This is a genomic window from Streptomyces sp. HUAS ZL42 (assembly GCF_040782645.1).
Classification (GTDB): Bacteria; Actinomycetota; Actinomycetes; order Streptomycetales; family Streptomycetaceae; genus Streptomyces.
Window position 1 is genome coordinate 2,122,862 of sequence record NZ_CP160403.1, and the last position, 20,764, is coordinate 2,143,625.

The 20,764-nt window shown below is 68.7% G+C and carries 19 protein-coding genes and 2 pseudogenes; 15 read left to right on the forward strand and 6 right to left on the reverse strand.

Annotation, left to right across the window (positions count from 1 at the left end; translation table 11 throughout):
• Positions 1 to 274: 274 nt before the first annotated feature.
• Positions 275 to 1,648 (reverse strand): amidase family protein, encoded by a 1,374-nt coding sequence (locus ABZO29_RS09865; protein ID WP_367319761.1) that lies wholly within the window; start codon positions 1,646 to 1,648, stop codon positions 275 to 277.
• A gap of 157 nt (positions 1,649 to 1,805) precedes the next feature.
• Between ABZO29_RS09865 and ABZO29_RS09870 the strand changes: the two genes are divergently transcribed.
• From ABZO29_RS09870 to ABZO29_RS09895, 6 genes are all read left to right on the forward strand, one after another.
• Positions 1,806 to 3,023, forward strand: coding sequence for a substrate-binding protein (locus ABZO29_RS09870; RefSeq protein WP_367319762.1), 1,218 nt, complete (start codon positions 1,806 to 1,808; stop codon positions 3,021 to 3,023).
• 7 nt (positions 3,024 to 3,030) lie between these two features.
• Positions 3,031 to 3,882, forward strand: coding sequence for a branched-chain amino acid ABC transporter permease (locus ABZO29_RS09875; protein WP_367319763.1), 852 nt, complete (start codon positions 3,031 to 3,033; stop codon positions 3,880 to 3,882).
• Entirely contained in the window at positions 3,879 to 5,627 is a 1,749-nt protein-coding gene (locus ABZO29_RS09880) for an ATP-binding cassette domain-containing protein (protein WP_367319764.1), read from the forward strand. Before ABZO29_RS09875 ends, ABZO29_RS09880 begins: the two co-directional genes overlap by 4 nt.
• Positions 5,624 to 6,349: an ABC transporter ATP-binding protein gene (locus ABZO29_RS09885; protein ID WP_367319765.1), complete on the forward strand. Its 726-nt coding sequence runs from the start codon at positions 5,624 to 5,626 to the stop codon at positions 6,347 to 6,349. Before ABZO29_RS09880 ends, ABZO29_RS09885 begins: the two co-directional genes overlap by 4 nt.
• Before the next feature lie 123 nt (positions 6,350 to 6,472).
• On the forward strand, positions 6,473 to 6,826 hold the full coding sequence (locus tag ABZO29_RS09890) for an ArsR/SmtB family transcription factor (RefSeq protein ID WP_367319766.1): 354 nt from the start codon (positions 6,473 to 6,475) through the stop codon (positions 6,824 to 6,826).
• 67 nt (positions 6,827 to 6,893) lie between these two features.
• Positions 6,894 to 8,354, forward strand: coding sequence for an ABC transporter substrate-binding protein (locus tag ABZO29_RS09895; protein WP_367319767.1), 1,461 nt, complete (start codon positions 6,894 to 6,896; stop codon positions 8,352 to 8,354).
• Between the two features lie 277 nt (positions 8,355 to 8,631).
• Here the strand turns inward: ABZO29_RS09895 and ABZO29_RS09900 are convergent, their stop codons facing one another.
• Complete coding sequence (locus ABZO29_RS09900) at positions 8,632 to 9,525, reverse strand: cupin-like domain-containing protein (RefSeq protein ID WP_367319768.1); 894 nt, start codon at positions 9,523 to 9,525, stop codon at positions 8,632 to 8,634.
• Positions 9,522 to 10,493, reverse strand: coding sequence for an acyl-ACP desaturase (locus ABZO29_RS09905; RefSeq protein WP_367319769.1), 972 nt, complete (start codon positions 10,491 to 10,493; stop codon positions 9,522 to 9,524). Before ABZO29_RS09905 ends, ABZO29_RS09900 begins: the two co-directional genes overlap by 4 nt.
• Positions 10,494 to 10,857: 364 nt before the next feature.
• Here ABZO29_RS09905 and ABZO29_RS09910 point away from each other — a divergent pair, with 364 nt between their 5' ends.
• Both ABZO29_RS09910 and ABZO29_RS09915 read left to right on the forward strand, forming a co-directional pair.
• Complete coding sequence (locus ABZO29_RS09910; RefSeq protein ID WP_367319770.1) at positions 10,858 to 11,604, forward strand: hypothetical protein; 747 nt, start codon at positions 10,858 to 10,860, stop codon at positions 11,602 to 11,604.
• 5 nt (positions 11,605 to 11,609) lie between these two features.
• A complete protein-coding gene (locus tag ABZO29_RS09915) occupies positions 11,610 to 13,004 on the forward strand; it encodes an NAD(P)/FAD-dependent oxidoreductase (protein WP_367319771.1) in 1,395 nt (464 codons plus the stop codon).
• Positions 13,005 to 13,053: 49 nt separating this feature from the next.
• On the opposite strand, the gene ABZO29_RS09920 is transcribed toward ABZO29_RS09915, so the two are convergent.
• Entirely contained in the window at positions 13,054 to 13,230 is a 177-nt protein-coding gene (locus ABZO29_RS09920) for a hypothetical protein (RefSeq protein WP_367319772.1), read from the reverse strand.
• A 220-nt stretch (positions 13,231 to 13,450) separates the two neighbouring features.
• Positions 13,451 to 13,621: pseudogene (locus ABZO29_RS09925) on the reverse strand (transposase); the annotation flags it as partial.
• Positions 13,622 to 13,984: 363 nt separating this feature from the next.
• Between ABZO29_RS09925 and ABZO29_RS09930 the strand changes: the two are divergent.
• From ABZO29_RS09930 to ABZO29_RS09960, 7 genes are all read left to right on the forward strand, one after another.
• A complete protein-coding gene (locus ABZO29_RS09930) occupies positions 13,985 to 14,236 on the forward strand; it encodes a hypothetical protein (protein ID WP_367319773.1) in 252 nt (83 codons plus the stop codon).
• 71 nt (positions 14,237 to 14,307) lie between these two features.
• The gene (locus ABZO29_RS09935; protein ID WP_367319774.1) at positions 14,308 to 15,033 is read left to right on the forward strand and encodes an SAM-dependent methyltransferase; all 726 of its coding nucleotides are present in this window, start codon (positions 14,308 to 14,310) and stop codon (positions 15,031 to 15,033) included.
• 7 nt (positions 15,034 to 15,040) lie between these two features.
• The gene (locus tag ABZO29_RS09940) at positions 15,041 to 15,727 is read left to right on the forward strand and encodes a phytanoyl-CoA dioxygenase family protein (RefSeq protein WP_367319775.1); all 687 of its coding nucleotides are present in this window, start codon (positions 15,041 to 15,043) and stop codon (positions 15,725 to 15,727) included.
• Between the two features lie 13 nt (positions 15,728 to 15,740).
• Positions 15,741 to 16,373 carry a TfuA-like protein gene (locus ABZO29_RS09945; RefSeq protein WP_367319776.1) on the forward strand — a complete coding sequence of 211 codons (633 nt, stop codon included), beginning with the start codon at positions 15,741 to 15,743 and terminating at the stop codon, positions 16,371 to 16,373.
• Complete coding sequence (locus ABZO29_RS09950) at positions 16,370 to 17,638, forward strand: YcaO-like family protein (protein ID WP_367319777.1); 1,269 nt, start codon at positions 16,370 to 16,372, stop codon at positions 17,636 to 17,638. The genes ABZO29_RS09945 and ABZO29_RS09950 overlap by 4 nt, the downstream gene beginning before the upstream one ends.
• An 82-nt stretch (positions 17,639 to 17,720) precedes the next feature.
• Positions 17,721 to 18,980: an MFS transporter gene (locus ABZO29_RS09955; protein WP_367319778.1), complete on the forward strand. Its 1,260-nt coding sequence runs from the start codon at positions 17,721 to 17,723 to the stop codon at positions 18,978 to 18,980.
• Between the two features lie 2 nt (positions 18,981 to 18,982).
• Positions 18,983 to 19,660 (forward strand): hypothetical protein, encoded by a 678-nt coding sequence (locus ABZO29_RS09960; protein ID WP_367319779.1) that lies wholly within the window; start codon positions 18,983 to 18,985, stop codon positions 19,658 to 19,660.
• Between the two features lie 160 nt (positions 19,661 to 19,820).
• Here ABZO29_RS09960 and ABZO29_RS09965 read toward each other — a convergent pair.
• A pseudogene (locus ABZO29_RS09965) lies at positions 19,821 to 20,483 on the reverse strand (transposase); the annotation flags it as partial.
• Positions 20,484 to 20,764 lie beyond the last annotated feature (281 nt).

Here is a 20,764-nt window from a genome sequence, read left to right on the forward strand (position 1 = left end):
TCCGCGAAGATGACCATGACCTGGTCGTTTTCCTGGAGGCCGCCGGGCTGCCCGCCCGGAAGCAGCTCTCGAGGATCCGCCACCGTCGGCCGCAGCCTCCACTCCACCCCACCGGCGTTCGCCTCACAGGCCGGCCGTCACGATGGGGTGACAGGCCTCGGTCACCGGCAGCCACAGCTGGAGAATCGTCCCCACGATGACGGTCATCGTGATGAGCCACAACCCGTACGGAACTCCGGGCCGCGCCCGGCGACGCGAGGCCGACCACACGACTTCAGCCGCAGATCTCCTCCAGGGTCAGCCCGAGGGCGAGCAGTTCGCGGTCGGCTCCGACGGCAGCGTCAATCTCGAGGCCCGTCGGCAGGCCGTTGGTCGCCACGCCCATGGGGATGCTCAGGCCGGGTGCTCCGATGACGCTGGCCGGGCCGGTGTTGCGGATGAAGGTGGCGAAGGTGTCGGCGTCTTCTCCGCGCAGAATCATGCCCTGGTCACAGGTGGCCAGGTCGAGAGCGGTGGCCGGGGTGGTCGGAAAGGCCAGGCCGTCCAGGCCGTGTGCGGCGAACGTGTCCGCGTAGGCCGCGCGCAGGCGCTGCCGCTGGGCCAGGCACTCGCGGTAGACGTCCTCGGAGACCAGGCCCGGGGCCCCGTCGAGGATGCAGCCCTCGAAGACGCCGCGCACGTCGGGGCCCGCGATGAGGGCGGCGAGCGTGGCGAGGTCCGTCTGCGGCCGGTACTTCGCCAGGTAGGCGGACAACTCCACCCGGGCCTCGTACAGCACGATGGCCATGCCGGTCGCGAACTCGCCCGCGGTGAACGAGCTGACATCGACCGGGACCAGGTCCACGCCGGCCGCCTCCAGGTTGCGCAGGGCCGTCTCCCACTGGACGGCGACCTCGTCCTGCAGCGGCTCGGTGAAGTGAGCGGTCGGCACCCCCAGCCGGATCGACCGCGGCGGTCGGGCGACGACCGGGGCGTCGTCACCGCTGAGGACGCCGTCCAGCAGAGCCAGGTCCGCGACCCGGCGCGCCATGGGGCCGATGGTGTCCCTGGTGCCCGACAGGGGCGTCACACCCTCCCCGGGGTAGCGCCCGACGGTGGGCCGCAGCCCGCAGGTGCCGGTGACGGCCGCGGGAACACGTACGGAGCCGCCCGTGTCGGTGCCCAGGCCCGCCCGCACCACCCCGGCCGCGACGAGTGCGGCGACCCCGCCACTGCTGCCACCGGCGAAACGGCTGGGGTCGCGCGGGTTGCGGACCGGGCCGAACGCCTGGTTGTTGCTGGTGATGCCGAACGCCAGCTCGTGCATGTTGGCCTTGCCGAGGATGACGGCACCGGCGTCGCGCAGCCGCCGTACCGCGGGCGCGTCGCACGCCGGGACGAAGTCTCGCAGGGCGGGGGTGCCGGCCGTGTTGGGCAGCCCGGCGACGTGGATGTTGTCCTTGATCGCGAGGGTCATGCCGGACAGCGGGCCCGGCTCGTCGGAAGCCTTGGCGGCGGCATCACGGTCGAGGGTGATGAAGCCGCCCAGGTGGGCCGCCTCCTCGGCGCGTTCCAGGGACCTCTGCACGGCCTCGTGCCGGCTGTGCGCGCCCGCGAGCGCCGCCCGGCCGGTCTGCGTGCCGGGTTCCTTCGTGCTGGGTTCGCTCATGGTCTGCTCCTTCGTGCGGATCCGCTTCGACAGCTCACGGACGATCACTGCGCCGCCGCCCGTACGACGCCGGCTTTGGTTGCGGCTTTTTCGAGGGTTGACCACCCCTGACGCTCATGTCATCGTTCGCTCACGCGATGACATGTTGGAGGAAAAAGTGTCCACCATCAAGTCCAACCACTTGAACAAGACCTGGCTCGCCGTCACGGCGGCCTCCGCGCTCGCCCTGACGGGCTGCGCCACCGACAGCGGGAAGTCGAGTGCCGAGAAGCAGCAGTCCGACTCCGGCGGTGCACTGAAGATCGGCCTGCTGACCAGCATGTCCGGGCCCGCCGGGCTCTTCGGGCCGGCGACGAGGAACGTCGCCGAACTCGCGGCCCAGGAGATCAACGCCTCCGGCGGGGTGCTCGGCCGCAAGGTCAGCGTGGTCATCGGCGACGACGCGACCAACCCCGACACCGGCAGACAGACGGCCACCCGCCTGCTGAACTCCGACGGGGTCTCGGTGCTCGTGGGCATGCACACCTCCGCCACCAGGGAGGCGGTGCTGCCCAAGGCGAGATCCGCCGGCACGCTCTACATGTACACACCCGTCTTCGAGGGCGGCACCTGCGACCCGGACCTCTTCACCAACGGCGAAGTCCCCAGCCAGCAGCTGAAGCAGACCATCCCCTGGACACAGAGCACCACGGGCCGCAAGAAGTGGTTCCTGCTCGGCAACGACTACGCCTGGGGACGCGCGAGCCTCGCCGCGGCCAAGCAGTACATCACCGCGTCGGGCGGGGAGGTCGTCGGGACGGCGTTCGTGCCGCTCGGCACCACCGACTTCCAGGCCGTGATCCAGAAGATCCAGCAGGCGAACCCCGAACTGCTGCTCCCCGCCCTCGTCGGAGGTGACGCGATCGCTTTCGAGAAGCAGGCGTACGACGCCGGGCTGGGCAACAGCCAGGCGCAGCGGCTGGGAATCCTCTACGAGGAGAACACGCTGGCCGGCATGGGCCCGAAGGTCACGGAGGGGATGTACACCTCGCTCGGATACTTCCAGTCCCTGAACACCCCCGCCAACTCCGCCTTCCTGACGGCGTACCGGAAGAAGTTCGGCGCCGAGGCCCCGACCGTCACCTCCCTTTCGGAGCAGACCTACGTCGCCATCAAGGCATGGGCTCAGGCGGCCAACGCGGCCGGGAGCACCGAGGCGAAGGATGTGGCCGCCAAGCTCGGCGGGCTCTCCCTCGACGCGCCCGCAGGCAAGGTCACGTTCGAGAAGAACAGGACCGCGACCCAGCCCGTCTACGTCGGGCAGGTGACCGGCGGGGTCGTCAAGATCGAGAAGACCTTCCCGGACGTCGCGGCCGACAGCAAGTGCACGGGGTGACGGACGCATGGACCAGACCATCGCCCTGACCCTGGGCATACTCTCCTCCGCCGCGGTCCTGGCACTGACGGCCGTGGGACTGTCGCTGTCCTTCGGGTTGATGCGGATCATCAACCTGGCGCACGGGGAGTTCCTCACCATCGGGGCGTACGGCTCCGTCGTCACCGCCGACCACGGCCTGCCCTGGGCAGTGGGCCTGGCGGCGGCCGCCGCCGTCGGACTCGGGGTGGGCGCCCTGACCGAGGTACTGCTGATACGTCGGCTGTACCGGTCACCGGAGCTGTCCATCCTGGCGACCTTCGGCCTGTCGATCGTCGTCCGCCAGCTGATCCAGCTGGAGTTCGGCAAGGACTACCGGATGGTGGCCAATCCACTGCCCGGTGCGACCCGGGTGCTCGGCGTCCCCTTCCCCACCTACCTGTTGCTGCTCGCCGGGCTCGCGGTGACGGTCGTCGTGGCAGTCCTTGCCGTGCTGCGGTTCACCTCCCTCGGACTGCGGGTCCGCGCGGTCGCCGACGACGCCGCGCTGTCGGAGACCCTGGGGGTGCGTTCCACGCGGGTGAACCTCGTGGTGTTCGCGGCGAGCGCGGGCCTGGCCGCGATCGCCGGGGCACTGGTCGCACCGGTCACCAACGTCCAGCCCGACATGGGCCTGGACTACGTGTTCACCGCCTTCCTCGTGGTCATCGTTGCGGGGCGGCGCGTGGCGCCGGTGCTCATCGCCGCGCTGGGTCTGGCGGCGGTGCAGAACCTGACGACCTTCTGGACCGACCCGCTGCTGGCCCGTCTGGCAGTACTGCTGCTGGCGTTCCTGGCGGTGCAGGTCCGTCCCTCCGCGAGTCTCCGGGTGGCCTCATGAACCCCTTCGTCCGAAAACTGCTGCCCGTACCGCTGGCAGCCGCGGCAGCCGTCCTCGCCGGGCCCTGGGCCGGAGGACTGCTGGCCCAGTTCCTGGTCCTCGGCACGGTGACCGCCGCGCTGGCCCTGACCTGGGGCACCGCGGGAATCCTCAATCTCGGTCACAGCGTGACCTTCGGCGTGGGGGCGTACGCGGGTGCCTGGTTCGGTCTGCACGCGGGGGCGTACGGGTCGCTCGCCGGGCTGGGTGCCGGGGCGCTGCTCGGCGGGGTCATGGCGCGGCTGATCGCGGCGGTGGGCCTGCGGCGCAGGCTGGACGCGGTCGGCTTCGCCCTCGTCACCTTCGTCGTGGCTCTCGCGGCGGAACAGGTCGCAGGCCGCTGGACCGGGGTGACCGGCGGCTTCAACGGCCTGACCGACATCCCGCGCTTCCACATCGGCGCGCTCGCCTTCACCCCGACCGCCGCACCAGGCGTCACGGCGGGTCTGGCGGTGCTGGTGATCGTGCTGCTGGCGAGCCTCGCGCGGCGCCCGTACGGTGTCGCCCTGGCCGCCGTACGGGACAACGAACGCCGGATGGCCGCCCTCGGTTACGACGTGGGAGCCGCGAAGACCGGCGTGTTCACCTTCACCGGGGTCGTGGCCGGGCTGATGGGCGCCGTGTACGTGCTTCAGGTCCAGTTCGTCTCCCCGAACCTCATCGGGCTCGTCATGGGCACGAACTTCGTGGTCTGGGCGATGCTGGGCTCACGGCGGACCATCTGGGGACCGGTTCTCGCCACACTGGTGGTCAGCGCCGGTGCGAACCTGCTGGCCGACACGGCGCTCGACTACTGGCTGCTGGTGACGGGTGCGGCGTTCGTCGCCGCCGTGGTCCTCGTCCCCGACGGGGTGGCGGTCGTGGTCCGCCGCCGCCTGCCCGCACGGTGGTTCCCACCCCGGCAGGTGGAGCTCGGCGCGGCGGCCCCGTCGACCGGTGGCCGGGCCGGCGGCGGACTGGTCGTACGGTCGGTCGGCTGCCGCTTCGGTCCCTTCACCGCGCTGCGAGGGGTGGACCTGGACCTCACCGAACCGGGCGTGCACTGCCTCATCGGTCCCAACGGGGCGGGCAAGTCGACGCTGCTGGACGTGCTGTCCGGGTTCACGCCGGCGACCGACGGATCCTGGCTGCTGAACGGGCGGGACGTCACCGGTCGGCCTCCGTGGGAACTGACCCGCTACGGACTGGGCCGCAAGTTCCAGGCACCGAGCGTCGCCGGTTCGCTGACCGTGGCGGAGAACCTCGCCCTGGCCCGGTGGGGCAGGACGCACGGTGCGCTCGCACTGGTGCGGCAGCGGTGGACGGCCGACCTGCCGCCGGAGGCGTGGTTCGTCCTCGACGCCGCCGGGTTCGCGGACCGTATGGACACCCCCGCAGGCAGCCTCTCGCACGGCGAGCAGCAGCTGCTGGAGCTCGCCATGACGCTGACCGCGGGCTGCGACGTGCTGCTGCTCGACGAACCCACCGCGGGCATGACCCGGGCCGAGACCTATCAGGTCGCCAAGGTGTTGCGAGGACTCGTCCGCGACCACGGACTGCCGGTCCTGGTCGTCGAGCACGACATGGCCTTCATCCGCAGCGTCGCCGACCGGGTCACCGTGCTGCGCGGCGGCGAGGTAATGGCCTCCGGGACGGTGGCGGAGATCGAGTCGAATTCCGAAGTGTCGGCGGTCTACGTCGGCCGGGCGGCGGGAGGCCGGTCATGAGCACCTTTCTTTCCAGTACCCGGGATGCTTCGAATGCCCTCGGCGGGAAGGCGCTCGAGATCCGTGGGCTCACCGCGGGCTACGCGGGAACCACGGTGGTGCGCGGCGTCGATCTGTCGGTCGCGCCCGGCGAGGTCGTGGCGTTGCTGGGCCGCAACGGTGTCGGGAAGACCACGCTGGTGTCCGCGGTGTCGGGCACCCTGGGTGCCGACGCAGGGGTGACGCTCCTGGCGGGCCGGGATGTCACCGCCTGGCCCGGCTCTCGGCGCAGGCGGGCCGGGCTGCGGGTGGTCGCCCAGGACCGGCCGGTGTTCGGCGAGCTGACCGTGGCCGAGAATCTGCGGCTGGCCGGTATCCGCGACCTGTCGGAGCCGGCGGAGCTCTTCCCCTTCCTCCGGGGCCGGGAACGCCAGCGTGCGGGAACCCTCTCCGGCGGGGAGCAGAAGATGCTGGCGATCGCCCGGACGATCGCCGCTCCGGGCACGGTGTGCGTCTTCGACGAGCCGACGGAGGGCCTGCAGCCCGCCAACGTGGCCCGGTTCGCCGACGCGGTACGGCGGATCGCCGCCGCCGGCGTCGCCGTGCTCCTCGTTGAGCAGCACCTGGACATGGCGCTGGGCGTGGCGGACCGGTGGTATCTGATGGAGAAGGGGCAGATCGCCGAGGAAGGGCAGGTTCACGAGGGCATCGTCGAGCATGTGGCCGGCCGGATGGCGCCCTGAGGGCCCACACCGGCCTGGCCCGGCGGGCACCGAAACGGTAAAGTCAACGGGTACACATACATTGGCATGTTGTCGCCGAATCACGGTGCCGCCGCATTCCGAAAGGATGAGAGGTCCCAGGAAGTGATCGACCACAGCCACGAGAGCGACCTGGTATTCCGTGCCCTCAACGACGCGACCCGTCGGGCCGTTCTGGCCCTGCTGGCATCGGAAAACGAACCCACGGCCGGAGACATCGCGGCCGCTTTCCCGGCGATCGGCCGGACCGCGGTCTCGGCGCACCTGAGGGTCCTGCGGGACGCGCAACTGGTCTCCGAGATCCGCGACGGCAAACACCGGCGGTACCGTCTGGGTCCCAACCGCGCGGACGCGGCGATCGCGTTCCTGCGCCAGATCTATGAGCAGTCGCTGCCCACGGACCAGGGGGTGGCAGCAGACCGACCGGAGGGCGGGCTGCGTGAAGCGAAGAGCGGATGACGGCCGCGGGCACGCCTCCCGGCGTGCCCGTCAGCCGGGCCTTGTCACGGCCTGCTGAGGAGAGTCCATGCACGAGATCGTCCTCGTCAACGAGACGCACCTCGGGGTGCCCCCGCACGAGGCGTTCGGCATGTTCGGCCGAACCGGCGGCCCGGGCTGGTTGTTCTCCGCGCGGTTCGAGCACGCGGAGCCCGGCGCGGCGGCCGGCGTCGACATACCCCTGCCGTTCGCGGCCCCGGGGGGCGAGACGACCGTACGGGGCACGGCACGCATCGTGGAGATGCGGCCGTACCGGCGGATCGTGCTGCAGCACGAGACGCCGTGGACCGGGCGGATCACCATCACCTTCGCCCGTGAGCCCGGGGGCACCCGGGTGCGCACGGTCACCGAACTCGATCAGGAGGCTCTCGGCTGGATGACGGGCAGTCTGGGCTGCGCGGCGCCGGACCGCGAGAGCCGAGCCGACGAGACATGTGTCGCCTTGCTGACCAGCATGTCGGGGAGCGCCGGCCTGTTCGGCCGGGCCGCCGCCAACTGCGCGGCGCTGGCGGCCGAGGAGATCAACGCCGAGGGCGGGATCGGCGGGCGGCCGGTGCGGGTCGAGGTGATCGACGATCGCACCGACGCCGCCACGGGGCTGGCCCGGCTGCGGGAACTCGACCAGCGGCGGGGCCTGGCGGCCGTGGTGGGCGTACACAGCTCGGCGACCTTCAATGCGGTGAGCCGCTACGCGCGGGCGTCGGGCCTGCTGTACCTCTACACGGCCGCGAACGAGGGCAGCCGCGTGCAGGACGGAACGCTGTTCCGGCTCGGTGAGTCGGTGGCGGACCAACTGGCGCAGGCCGTTCCGGCGCTGATGCGCGAGAGCGGCGGGCGCGCCTGGTACCTGATCGGCAACGACTACTCCTGGCCCCGGGCTGTCTGCGCGCGAGGCCGCCGCATCGCGGAGCACCACGGCGGGCATGTCGTCGGCGAGCGCCTCGTCCGGCTCGGCGAGTCGTCCTTCGACGACGTGCTGGAGGACATCGAGGCGTCCGGCGCCGACCTGGTGCTCTCCAGCCTGGTGGGGTGGAGCTCGATCGACTTCGAGCGACGGTTCCACGCCGCGGGGCTGCGCCGCCGTATCCGTACGCTCGCACCCCTGCTGGAGGAGAGCACCCGAGAGCATCTGGGCGCCGCGGGCAGCGGGGTCTGGTCCTGCCTGCCGTATTTCTCCGCCCTGGACACGGCGGAGAACGCCGACTTCCTGCGACGCTACCGGGCCGCTTTCGGTCCCTGGGCGCCGTCAGCGTCGGCGCTGACGGAGTCGGCGTACGAGGGCCTGCATCTGTTCGCCCGGGCCGCGCGGAAAGCGGGGTCGCCGCGGGGCGGTGAGGTCTCCCGGGCCCTGCACGGTCTCCATCTGGCCGGACCGCGCGGCAGGGTCTCGGTGGGAGCCGACGGCCGGCTGCGGCAGAACATGTACCTGGCCGAGGCCACTGCCACGGGGTTCGCGATCCGCGGACAGGTGCCGTCCGGTAACGCCTGACCGTGTGCACGGCTTGGCGGGGCACTGGCCGGAAGGTATGCCGGCCCAGTCTCCCCCACCGCACACCAGCCCAACGCAAGGTACATGAATTGATCATCTGTACGGCAAGCCCACAAGCCCATGCCACTGGCGATGGCGGGCGGTCGCGGGCATCCGCACGTGCGGCCCTGCTGTGGCCCACGCAGCGCTCGGAGAGGTTCATGAGGATCCTCATCGGCAGTGATCTGGCCATGAGCCGGGGCGTTCCGCTCGGCGGCGCTCCTCATGGCGTCCCGCCTCACCGGTGCCGAGCGCCCCGGCGATCCGCATGGCACGTGCAGTTGCCCGGGCTGAGCAGCCCGGCGCGATGGAGGGTGTCGCGGAGTCGGACGCGTGCCCAGAGGGAGGTCACCCGCATCCTGGGGCCGAAGAATCCGCTGAGGAGGATGCCTGCGCTGAGGTTGACGACCTCGTGCCACCAGCGTGCCGGGACGTAGAGCACATCGCCTGGTTCGAGATCCACGGCGAAGAAGTCGTCGCTGGCCGCCGGGTCGTCGGCGGCGGCCAGCTCGGCGATGCCCACACGTGACAGCCGTGCCCAGGTGTCGTACTTGGCGGAGAGCGCCCCGGCACGTTCGACGGTGCCGGGGCGTGCCAGGTAGAAGCGCTTCCTTCCCGTGATCTGGACGGCGAGGTTGTCGAGCAGGTCGTGGTGCAGGCCCGTGCGTGCCAGGGCGGGTCCGATCCAGGTGCTGCAGGACGTGACGGAGCCACGCGGAAACATCTGCTCGTGTCTCAGATCGCCCCGAAGCCCGGGGAACCGCTTGAGCAGGTCGAACTCCTTCAGGTAGGTCCGATCGTCACCGTCCGGGAATTCCCCGGTCAGAGAACCCCCAGTCAGGGAAGCCAGGTACTCGCCCAGCGTCGAATCGGTGAATGCCGTGTGGTCCTTCTCCCTGTTGCCCTTGACGAGCTGCACCGGCAGCGACGGGGCGAGGGAGGCGATGTGACGGAACGTCCAGGTGCTGACCGCCGGCCAGTCCGAGGCCAGCTGGCGAAACACCGCCGGGGTCTCACTGTGCAGGTGGGCCATGGGTGTGCCCGTGGCCGCCGGCAGTGGTCGAAAGTCGGAGGCTTCTGTCACTTCTTCCAGCTCCTTCCGGTTGTTCTCCGGGTCCGTGCGGTCGCTCACCTGCCGCCGTCGTCAGCGACCCGGGCGCGGTGGCCGGCCGAGGCGGCACGGTGTCGGGCGGCCTCGCACCGCTCGGTGAAGCGGTTCGCGGTGCGGTCGAGCCGGGCGAGGTATTTCGACAGGTCATCACGGGCGCGCTCGCCGTCCGGGCCGAGACCGCAGCGCTCGAAGACCCGCAGTCGGCGCAGTACGGGCATGAGCACCTCGTCGTGGTGCAGACGCAGGTCGTAGATGCCCGCCATGGCGATCTGCGCCGACTTGCGGGCGAAGTCGTCGATCCCGTGGCCGGGCATCCGGAAGGACGTCACGACCGTGGTGACCGCACGCATGGCGACATCGGGCGCCAGGTCGAACGTCGCGTCGAGCAGGTCGCGGTAGAAGAGCATGTGCAGGTTCTCGTCCTGGGCGACGCGGACCAGCAGTTGGTCGCAGACGGGGTCGCCGGAGAGACGGCCGGTGTTGCGGTGTGCGACCCGGGTGGCGAGTTCCTGGAACGACACGTACGCGATCGCCTCGGCGGCGCCCGTGTACTCGAGTTCGAAGCCCGTGGCCATGTGGACCATCCGGGCCCGTTCGAGGGCCACCGGGTCGACTGCCCGAGTTGCCAACAGGTAGTCCCGGATGACGTGGCCGTGGCGGTCCTCCTCGGCCGTCCACCGGTGCACCCAGGTGCCCCACGCACCATCGCGGCCGAAGTGCTCCGCGATCACACGGTGATAGCTCGGCAGATTGTCCTCGGTCAGCAGATTGACGATCAGTGAGGTACGCACGGCCTCCGGCAACTCGGAGTGGCCGGGGTCCCAGGCCTGTCCGCCCAGCACACCGTCGAAGTCGAGGCCCCGGCTCCACGGGACGTACTCGTGCGGGAACCACTCCTTGGCTGTCGCCAGGTGGCGATTGAGGCCGGCCTCCACAACCGGTTCGAGGTCCAGCAACAGTCGGATGTCGGCTGTGGGCACAGTTGTCATACGGCTTCCCTGAGACGGGGCGGGGAAAAACGGTGAGGGGAACACGCGAGCCGGATCCACGGTGTCCGCTGCGAGCTCGCGAAATGCCTTCCCGCTTCTGCGCGGGTGGCGAGGGGCCGCCGGCCAAGAAGTCCTGGGGCAGGCATGACGCCGCCTGAAGAATACCCGCGAATTCCCGCGGGACCGGAAAACGTAGTCGGGATCACATTCGCTCCGAACATCGAATGAATACGGGATTTCGAACGTGAACCTGAGGTGAATCACTCATGCACAAATCCCGTCCAAAACACCGAAGGGCTTCCCGAACGATCGGTCGGTCGTCATGGTGGAGGTGCATGCCGATTCGGTTTCCAGGAGAGAAAACATGGCCATGGTCAGTCCGCGCCGATTGGTCCAGAACCACCCCGACAGGGAATCCGACGCTCCCTCGGAATCCATCGAGGTCCGTTTTCTGCGGCCGGGTGATGTCGAGGCGCTCATCACACTGGAGCAGACGAAGTGGGACCAGGACCAGGCGGCGGACCGCGCGGAGCTGGCCGCCCGCATCCAGGCGTATCCACGGTTGAGCATAGGGGCGTTCGAGACGGGCGGGGCGGCGCTGGCCTCGTTGTTCATGAAGCCGATCACGACCGCGGAGCTGGGCTCGGCAGCCACCTGGGCCGACTGCGCCCGGGTGGAGACGCCCCATCCGGAAACCACCGGATCACTCTTCGGAATCAGCCTGAGCAGTGTCGACGCGGACGCGGTGACCGCCATATTCGAATTCTTCTGGCCACACGCGCTCAAACACGGCTGGCGCGATATCTATCTCGGCTCCCCGATGCCCGGTCTCCGGGCCTGGAGACGCACCAATCATGATATTCCGGCGGACACATACATGCGTGAAAAACGTCACGGCCTTCCCCGTGACCCGCAGCTACGCTATTACCACAACAAGGGCTTCAAAGATATCGTGGCCTGCAAGCCAGGATATTTTCCGCACGCCGCGTCACTCGATTACGGGGCCCTACTCCGCGGGCACATACCGCTGTCTTCCGGTGCTCCGCTGTGGCGCCTTGTCCCGCTGCCGTGGCTGAAGCAGGTGCGGCGGCTCCTTTTCCGGCTGGTATAGGCAGCATGAACACCGAGCACACCGTCATCATCGGGGCGGGCATGGCCGGGCTGCTGACGGCAGCGGTGATCGGGGCGACCGGCCGCTCGGTCACCGTCCTCGAACAGGACCAGTGGCAGGAACACGGAGCGCCCGTGCCCCGCGGCGGTGTCCCGCAGGGCCGTCAGCCCCATGTACTGCTCCACCGCGGGCTGTCGGCGATCGAGGAGCTTCTTCCCGGGCTGCGCGGACAGTTGGTCGCCGCGGGCGGAGTGCCGCTGGACACGGGCGACCTGGCGTGGCTGGGCGAACGCGGATGGGCACCGTTCGGCACACCCGCGCTCGAACTGGTCTCCGCCACCCGCCCGTTGGTCGAGCACCTGGTCCGGCGGCGGGTGGCAGAGCTGCCCGGCGTGGAGCTGCGTGGCGGCACGCGGGTGCGGGGCCTGAGCCGCGGCGCCACCACGACCGGCGGCGGCTGGCTCGTCAAGTGCTTCGACGCACCGCCCGTCCGGGCCGACCTCGTCGTCGACGCCGCCGGGCGCAGCTCCCGACTGCCCGACTGGCTGCCGCAGTTGGGCATCGAGGCGCCCACGACCACCGTCGTCGACGCCGGATTCGGCTACGCGGGACGGGTCTACGCCGCCCCACCCGACCACCTCGGCCGGGTCGCGGGCATCGTCATGCTTCCTGTTCCGGGCGCACCGGCCGGCGGTGTGGCGCTACCGGTCGAAGACGGACGCTGGATGGTGGCGGCGGTAGGCGCGGGAGACCATCGGCCGCCCCGCGACCCGGCCGGTTTCAATGCCTTCCTGAACCGGCTGCGGGATCCGGCGCTGGCCGACTTCACCCGCAGTGCCGGCCCCATCGGCGACATCACGGTCCACCGCCGCACCAACAATGTACGGCGCCGCTACGACCGTCTGACCCACTGGCCGGACGGGCTCCTGGTCGTGGGTGACGCCCTGTGCGCCTTCAACCCGGTCTACGGTCAGGGAATCACCGTAGCCGCCACCCAGGCCCTGCTCCTGCGGCAGGCGCTGGCCGCAGACGTGCGGCCGGGATGGGAGCGGCGGCTGGTGCGCCGGTTGCACCGGGCGGCGGACCTCCCCTGGGCCATCGCGACCGGAGAGGACCTGCGCCACACAGGCGGCCGCCCGGCATCCGGCCTCGACGCGCTGTTCGGCCGATGGTCGGGGGCAGTGGACCGGCTCGCCGCACACGGCAACCTGAGGGCACAGCACGCCCTGGACCGCGTCTATCACCTCGTCGGCTCCCCTGCGGGCCTGCTCCACCCGGCGCTGCTCGCCGCCGCCGTCCGGGGACGTCTCCTCGGACTGCCCACCCCGGTCCCCCGACCGCCACTCACCATCGGCTCCGCACAGCGGGACCAGACGGACACCGAGCGGCATCCCGCGTAACCACCGCCGCCATGACCGCCTTGGGCTGCCCCGGGCCGTGCGCCGTATCTCAACTGTCCGGGTCGTTGCCGGTCCTGCACAGGTCGGCGGCGCCGCCCTGGGAGCCCATGTCGGCGAAGAAGTCGGCGTTGGCCGCCAGGTAGGGCTGCCACCTCGTCGAGAGCTCAAGGTCGTATGGACGGCCTCGGCGGGGCACACCGCCTGGCAGGCGCCGCAGACCCCGCATTCGTCGGTCACTGCCCACCCGAGGGCGGACTCTTCTGGACTTCCGCAGGCTTCATCGGGCCGCCCGCCGGGGAGTCGGACCGAGGACGACCACCGCTCCGCGCAGGTCAGTTCGTTCGAGGTGCCGGTGGACTGCGGCGCGCGTTGCTGCGGAGTCTCGACGTTCACGGCTGAGTGATGTTCCAGCACTACCGGCGGTCCTTGCTCCGGCACTCCAGTGTTGCGTCGAACCCCAGCTCCAGCGGCAGCTGTTGCCAGCTGATGTCGGTGTGGAGCACGTACAGGATGCCCTGCAGCCACCGCCGGTCATCCACCGGCTTCGGGCCGGGCACCTTCTGCGGCCGGGGCGGCAGCAACGGCTCGATCAGCGACCACAGTTCATCACCCACGATCCACGGCCGACTCCCCACACCTCACGAACGGCGGAATCGTCGTACCGGTCACGGCCCACCAGCACACATCCGCAAGAACGCGTTACGAGTTTTTACGTGGTTTCACGGATGCTGGAACGCATGGCGGGTTGTAGGTTTTTCGGGACGGATTCAGTCGCTCGCCGTGAATGCGACGTCACGGCGGTCGTCAATGAAAAAGTCAGCGTCTTCGAGGCCAACCGTGCTTCGCTCCGATTCGAATGCCGATGTGGCCCTCGATATCAGGCCACAGGCACAACCGGTACAGAGACACTTCGAGCCGGACCATGGTCAACCTCAAGACAAATCAATCATGAAGATTCGTCACACGGAAGGGATCTGTAAATGGCTACACCGCTGACGGCAGAGGGCAAGCAACGCATCGAGGGAATTCTTGCGCGCGCCGCCGAGGACATCGAGTTCCGAGAGGCACTGCTGCTTTCTCCCGAGACCGCGCTGAGCGACACAGAACTCACGGAGAGCGAGCGGGAGCTCCTCGCCACCATGAAGCGCGTCGCTCTCGAGGAGTGGGGCGTCGACGTCCGTAAGTTCCGCGCCTTCCTGATGGACAACGGGTACGGCAGGGGGAACGACTAGCTATTCCGGTACCACGGGAGCGCCTTGCCGAATCCCGGCGGGGCGCTCTCACCGCACAGGAGGGATGAATCATGGCGACGTCGTTGTACCTACTCGGCAGCGGCATTCAAAGCCCGCTGCATTTGACAGTGGAAACCCAGCAGGCCTTGCGGATCTGCAGGAAGGTGTTCGTCCTGCACGCCGACCCGGCGGTCATGCGCAGCATCGAGGCACTCGGCCCCGAGGTGATCGACGTGGCCGACATGTACGAGGGCCTGACCATGAGGCAGGCCGCGTACAAGGCCATCGCCGACCGCGTCGTCAGCGAGGCCGCCGCGGCCCCGCCGGTGGCGTTCCTGGTCCACGGGCATCCGTTGTTCCTGGTCAGCGCCAGTGAGTACATGCTCGACCTGGCCCAGCGGCAGTCGGTCCGCACCAGCGTCCTGCCGGGGATCAGCAGCTTCGACACACTCATGTGTGATCTGGGTGTCGACTTCGGCTACGGCCTTCAGATGTTCGACACGACGACGCTGCTCATGCACGGATGGATCCCGAACCCCGAAGTCCCGATGCTCCTGTTCCAACTTGCGACGACCATGGAATTGCGGATCACCAAGGAGAACCGCACGGGCACGGCGCTGGAGCCGATCGTCGATCTCCTCGCACCGCTTTACGGGGAGAATCACGAGACGTACCTCATTTCCTCAGCATCGAGCATCCTGGAGACGGCGGACGTCACACGGATCCCCCTGGCGGCGCTGCAGTCGGAGAGCATTGACCTCACGGGGAGGCCGACACTGTATGTCCCTGCTAAATGAGACAAAGTTGGACCTCCCGACCGGAACGGTCCTGCAGGACGTCGTCAACGACCTCTACACGAACGGCTTCGTACACCTCAGGAGTGCGATACCACCCGCGACACTGAAGGAACTGCAGGACGAGCTGGTCGGATCACTGTCCGCGGCCGCCGAGGACAGCAAAGCAAAGATCGTTCTTGACGCCCGCGGTGAGGTTCTCTCCGCAAGCGGCCTGGACAGATACAGCGACTTCATATTCGACCTGCTCCGTATCCCTGCACTCCTGGAATTCGTGGGGGAACTTCTTCCCACCGGCGTGATACCCCTGGTCGCGGAGTATTTCGCCAAACCGTCACAGGGCTCTGTCGCAACGCCGCCGCACCAGAACCAAGAGTTCCACAAGGACCATTTCACCGACTGGCTCGCGATCGGCCTCTGGTGCCCCCTGACCGAGGTCACGCTTGACGACTCGCCCTTGGAATACGGCTATCCGGCGACTCCGCCGGGAAGACTCCTGCCGCACAAGCCCTCCGACTCGCCGATCTTCGAACGAGAGTTGAGCGAGGAATTCCCCCAGGGCTACACGCCGGTACCCGCATCCCCAGGGGATGTGATCATCCATCACGCCTACTCGGTACACCGGAGTGCGGAGAAGCTCAGGCCGGGACCACGGCAGGCCTTCGTCATGAACTACAGGTCATCCCCCTACCGTTAGGATGCGACGAAGTATGCGCGTCATCGCCTTCATCGGGCCGAGCCGACCGCGTCTCCTGAGCGATTCCGCCCGGATCGAGTGGCACGGCCCCGCTGTACGGGGGGACTTCGACGCGCTCGATGTGTCCGAGGGCGACGTCGTAGCCCTCGTCGACGGAGTCATGATCACGGGGCATTCGCCGTCCCCGACCGAATGCTTCCGCCTGATCTCCCGGGGAGTGAGGCTCGTCGGCAGCAGCAGCTTGGGCGCGCTTCGGGCGGTTGAGTTGCGCGACCTGGGCATGACCGGCTACGGCTGGGTCTACGACAAGGTCCTGGACCGGACCGTCACCTGCGATGACGAGCTGGTGTCGGACCTCGACCCGCGGACCTACGAGGCGCGCACCGTGTTCCTCGTCAACGTCAGGTTCGGCCTGGAGGCCGCCCTGGCGGAGGGGATGCTGTCGCCGGACGTGGCACGCCTCGCCGTCAGCGGGTTGAGCGAGTTGCATTTCACGGAACGCAGCCGCGCCGCGGTCTCCGCCGTCATGCGAACCGCTGGAATGACGAGCCGAGCCGTGGAGTACGTGCTCGACGACCGTCATGACATCAAGAAGCGTGATGCGGAGCTTCTCTTCGACGCGATCGCCACGGGAGGGGTCCGGTGAACAAGGAGACCGACGTGCTCGAGCGGCAGCTGGACGCCTTCTACCCGCGGTTGGCGTCATGGGGCATTACCCGGCTTGCCGATACCACCGGGTTGGACACCCTGGGTGTGCCGACCGCCAGCGCCACCAAGCCGGGGACGAGCGACGGGCTGTGGGTCTACAGCGGCAAAGGCGGTACGCGGGCTGAAGCCCGGCTTACCGCGATCATGGAGTGCCTGGAGCGTACCGCGGCGCTGTGGCCGTGCGAGCCCGAGTGGATCTGGTCGTCGGAACAAGACCTCGGGGCCCGCGAGGAGGTATGGGGGCCGGACCGCTTCACCGAGCGGAAGCGTCGATACGATCGTGGTTCTGCACTGCCCTGGGTCAAGGCCACCCGCTACCCCAACGGTTCTCCGGTCTGGGTGCCGGCACACTACGCGTTCAGCGGCACGGCACCGGCCGAAGCCGGCCCGTCGCCGTTCGTGTTGACGTCGACCAACGGCCTCGCCGCCCACACCGATCCGGACTCCGCGCTTCTCCACTCACTGCTCGAGCTCGTCGAGCGGCACAACGTGTCGGTGGCCGAGGTACAGGCATCCCACGGCGGATTCCTGCCGTTGGCCAACCTCGCAACGAAGCTCGGGTTGGGCCTGGACATCCTCGCGGGATTCCGGGACAACCTCGACGTGGCCCACACCGTCGACCCCGAGACCGTGCCGAAGAGCCTGCTGTGGATCCTCGAGGGGTTCGCCGCCGCCGGGCTCCGCCTGACCATCAAACAGATCCCCTCACATGTCGGACTGCCGACGTTCGGAGTGGCCGCGATCGAAGAGGTCGGCTTCGAGCAGTACCTGGGGTGCGCCGGATACGGTTGCGCGCTGTCCAAGGAGAAGGCGCTGCGAGCGGCGTTGCTCGAACTTGCGCAGACGAGGGCCACCGATCTGCAGGGCGCGCGGGAAGACCGACATTTGGTCGAGAAGCGCCGCCTGACAGCGATGCCCGAGGAACACTGGCTCGCCAGTCCGGGTACGCCCCGCTCATTCGTCGAGGACGAGGCTGCCCCGGTGACAGGACGTCAGGCCCTGCAGCGCGTCTCCGCCGCGCTGGCCGCCGCCGGCTTCGCCGACTGGGCCTACATAGCCTTCCCGAGGTATGAGGGGATCCACGCCTGTCGCGTCTTCGTGCCGGGCCTGGAAACGTGGCACCCGAGCGCTGGAAGGTCCGACTACGGGGCAGCCCTCCAGACCGTGACCGGGACCGTGATGACCGATGCGACGGGTCCATGACTTCGAAGCGACGATACGGGTGGCTGGATCCCCACCCAGCCAGGGAAGCTGACTTGGCTGTCCACCAGCGGACAGGAAACTCGTGAGCCAGGACACGGCCTTCGCTACGCCCGCCCGAGCGGTGCCGAAGCATGAGAGGAGGCAGCTCACCCTGCTTCTGATCGGCCAGACGACCAGCGTGCTCGGCACCCAGACGACCGGGGTGGCCCTGCCGCTGTTGGCCACGGGACTGGCCGGCGCGAGCCCGCTGGCCATCTCGGCGATCGCCGCCGCACGCTACCTGCCCTTCCTCTTCCTGGCAGTCCCGGCAGGAATCCTGGTGGACAGGAGCAACCCGCGAAGGCTGATGATCGCCGCTGACGCGCTGCGCCTCGCGCTGCTCGCCCTGCTGCCGTTGCTCTATTTCTGCGGGGCACTGTCGGTCGTCGGCATGATCGCGATCGTCATGCTGGTCGCGGCGGTCCGAGTGGTCTTCGAGGCAAGTCTGAGCAAGTACGTCATCGGCGCTTTCGACGAAAAGTCCTGGATCACTGTGAACTCGCGCATCGATGCCTGCACCAATACCGGCATGCTGGCCGGCCCGCCGATGGCGGGTGCCATTGCCGGCGCTGTGGGGGCGGCTTGGGCACTGGTACTGGACGCCTTCACCTACGCCGTCTCGTTGATGACCGTGCTTCGGCTCAGGCCGTCGGCCTTCACCATCCAAGCAACGGCCAAGGAGAGGCCCAGCAAGGTGAACCCAGCGATGTCCGGTGCCGTAAAGCTGGTCTGGCGCAACGTGACGCTGCGATACCTCGCCATCGGGGGTGCACTGTCGAATTTCGGCTTCATGACCCTGCAAGGCATCTCAGTCGTCTATATGGTGCGAGCCCTGCATCTGGGCTCGCTGGTGACGGGACTCGTCATCGCCGGCCTCGGCGTCGGCAGCGTCGTCGGCGCGGCCGTCGCACCCGGACTGGCCCGCAGGTGGAGCGTCTACCGCCTGACAGTGCTGGCCGCACCGGCCGCCATGCTGGGGCCGCTGTCCTTGATGTTCGCGTCGGTCTCCGTCGTCGTCCCTGTCCTGGGATACGCACTCATGGGGGGCTCGGGCTCGCTGGTGAACGTCTTCACGCGTCGATATCGGCAGGGACACGTTCCGGCCGACCTCTACGGCCGCGTATCCGGAGTCTATGGAACCATGCTGATGGGCATGCTCCCGATCGGAGCGATCTGCGGCGGCCTTGTTTCCGTCTACGCCGGATACCGGCCGGTCCTGTGGATCAGCGTGGTGGCGTTCGGCTTGGGGACCCTCAGCTTTATGAAATCCTTTAGGTCTGGGTTCCGAAGGGTAGGTTTCTGACAGTGGAAGCGCTGAATCCACAAACTCCTGAAGAAATAAGGCGCGACCTCCTCGAGGCCTGGAACCCACGCGGGGCGGGGTCGACGGTGGGTACGGAGTACGAGCGACTGATCATTCTTCCCTTGGCGAATCGCATGGCGCTGGTAAAGGTCAACAAGATTGCCAGCGCTCTACTTCTCGAAGAATGGCAGGCGGCGAGATCCCTGATCAACGGTCTCTCACAGGCGGAAGCACGGTTGTGTGCGTTGCGCGGGAGCGTTCTTGCGGCGAAGACGATCCGCGACGCCAAAGCCGAGGGCACGGACGCCGCTTTCGACGGCGAGGTCGATCTACGTTGGCGTGCGGCGACACTCCGCCTCAGCGACGAAGCGGGCGTCGCCATGGACTATTCACCCAACGGGTTTCATGAAGGGGTCGACCGGCTCTTGGACCACTGCCCGGATCTGGCATCCGGCAACGTGGTGATCCTGGACATGATCAGTCGACTCCTGGCGCCGCTGTCGGTCGACGCCGGCCGGGGGGCTGCCTTCGCGGGCGCGGCGCTTTTCGTCGGCTCTCTGCTGGTATCGGACTTCAGGACGAGGCGTGAACTGGCCCGGGAACAGCTGGCGTTGGTCATCGCCTTCACGCACGGCGACGTCATCTCCTGCAGCGACGGACATATCCGAAGCTCCGCTTAACCTCGAACCTTCGTGACGGTTCGTCAGTTCAACTGGCCGGCGGTTTCGGCTTGTTGGGGCGCTTGCGGGCAGCGTGAGGGCCCGGCTGTCGCGTCGGGTGGGCGCCGGTTTCACGGCTCCGGGACATTTGTTCAGGCTCGTCGGGACGGGACTGTGCTGGTCAGCCGGGGCTGGGCAGGGCGTCGAGCCGGGCCAGGGCATCGTTGATCACGTTTGTCCAGGGCCAGTGCCGGGCGAGGCGGAGGACGCGGCGCCGTCCGGTGGTGACGAGCTGGGCGGCGGTGGAGAACAGCCGCGGGCGGAGCCGTCCGGGTTCCCAGAGCCGGGCGGTGCCGGTGAGGGCGAGCATAGGCATCCAGGCGAGCAGGGCGAGGGCGATCTGGACGATCTCCAGCCAGATCTGGTTCTGTGCGGTGTCGTGCAGGGGCAGGTTGCGCAGGCCGGTGGCGCGGGCCGCGCGGATGCGGTCCTCGGCGCGGGCCCGCTGGCGGTGACGCAGCTCCAGCTGGGCGATCTTCTGTCCGGTGGTGTTGGTGGCGAAGCAGGTCAGACGCAGCCCGTCGGCGTCGGTGAAGCGCAACTGGGCGCCGGGGTGCGGGCGTTCCTTGCGGACGATCAGCCGCATCCCCTTGGGCCAGCCCTTCAGGCAGTGGCTGCCGACGTCGAGTTCGGCGACCCAGGCGCCGTCGCGGACCTCGCCGTCCGGCTCGACGGCCGGTGTCCACGCGGACGCGGGGACCTTCAAGACGGCTTGGTGGATGGCATCGGTGATGGTCATCCCGACCGAGTACGACAGCCACCTCCCACGCGCCGCGAGACCCGAGGGCGCGTTCATTTCTCGCTCTTACCCTCGTCCTGCTGGTCACCAACGGTCTGGACCAGGGATGGAGCGCGGTACTGCTGCCCGTGCACGCAACACGCGATCTCGGCGGCTCGGTCGATCTGGGACTTCTCGCCGGCCTGTTCTCCGCAGGCGCGCTTGGCGGATCGCTGCTGTACGCAGCGCTGGGACACAGACTGCCCCGCTGGCCGGTGTTCACCCTGTGCTTCATCCTGAGTGGATTCCCACGCATGCTGATCGCCGCCCTGGCGGTCGGGCGCGGG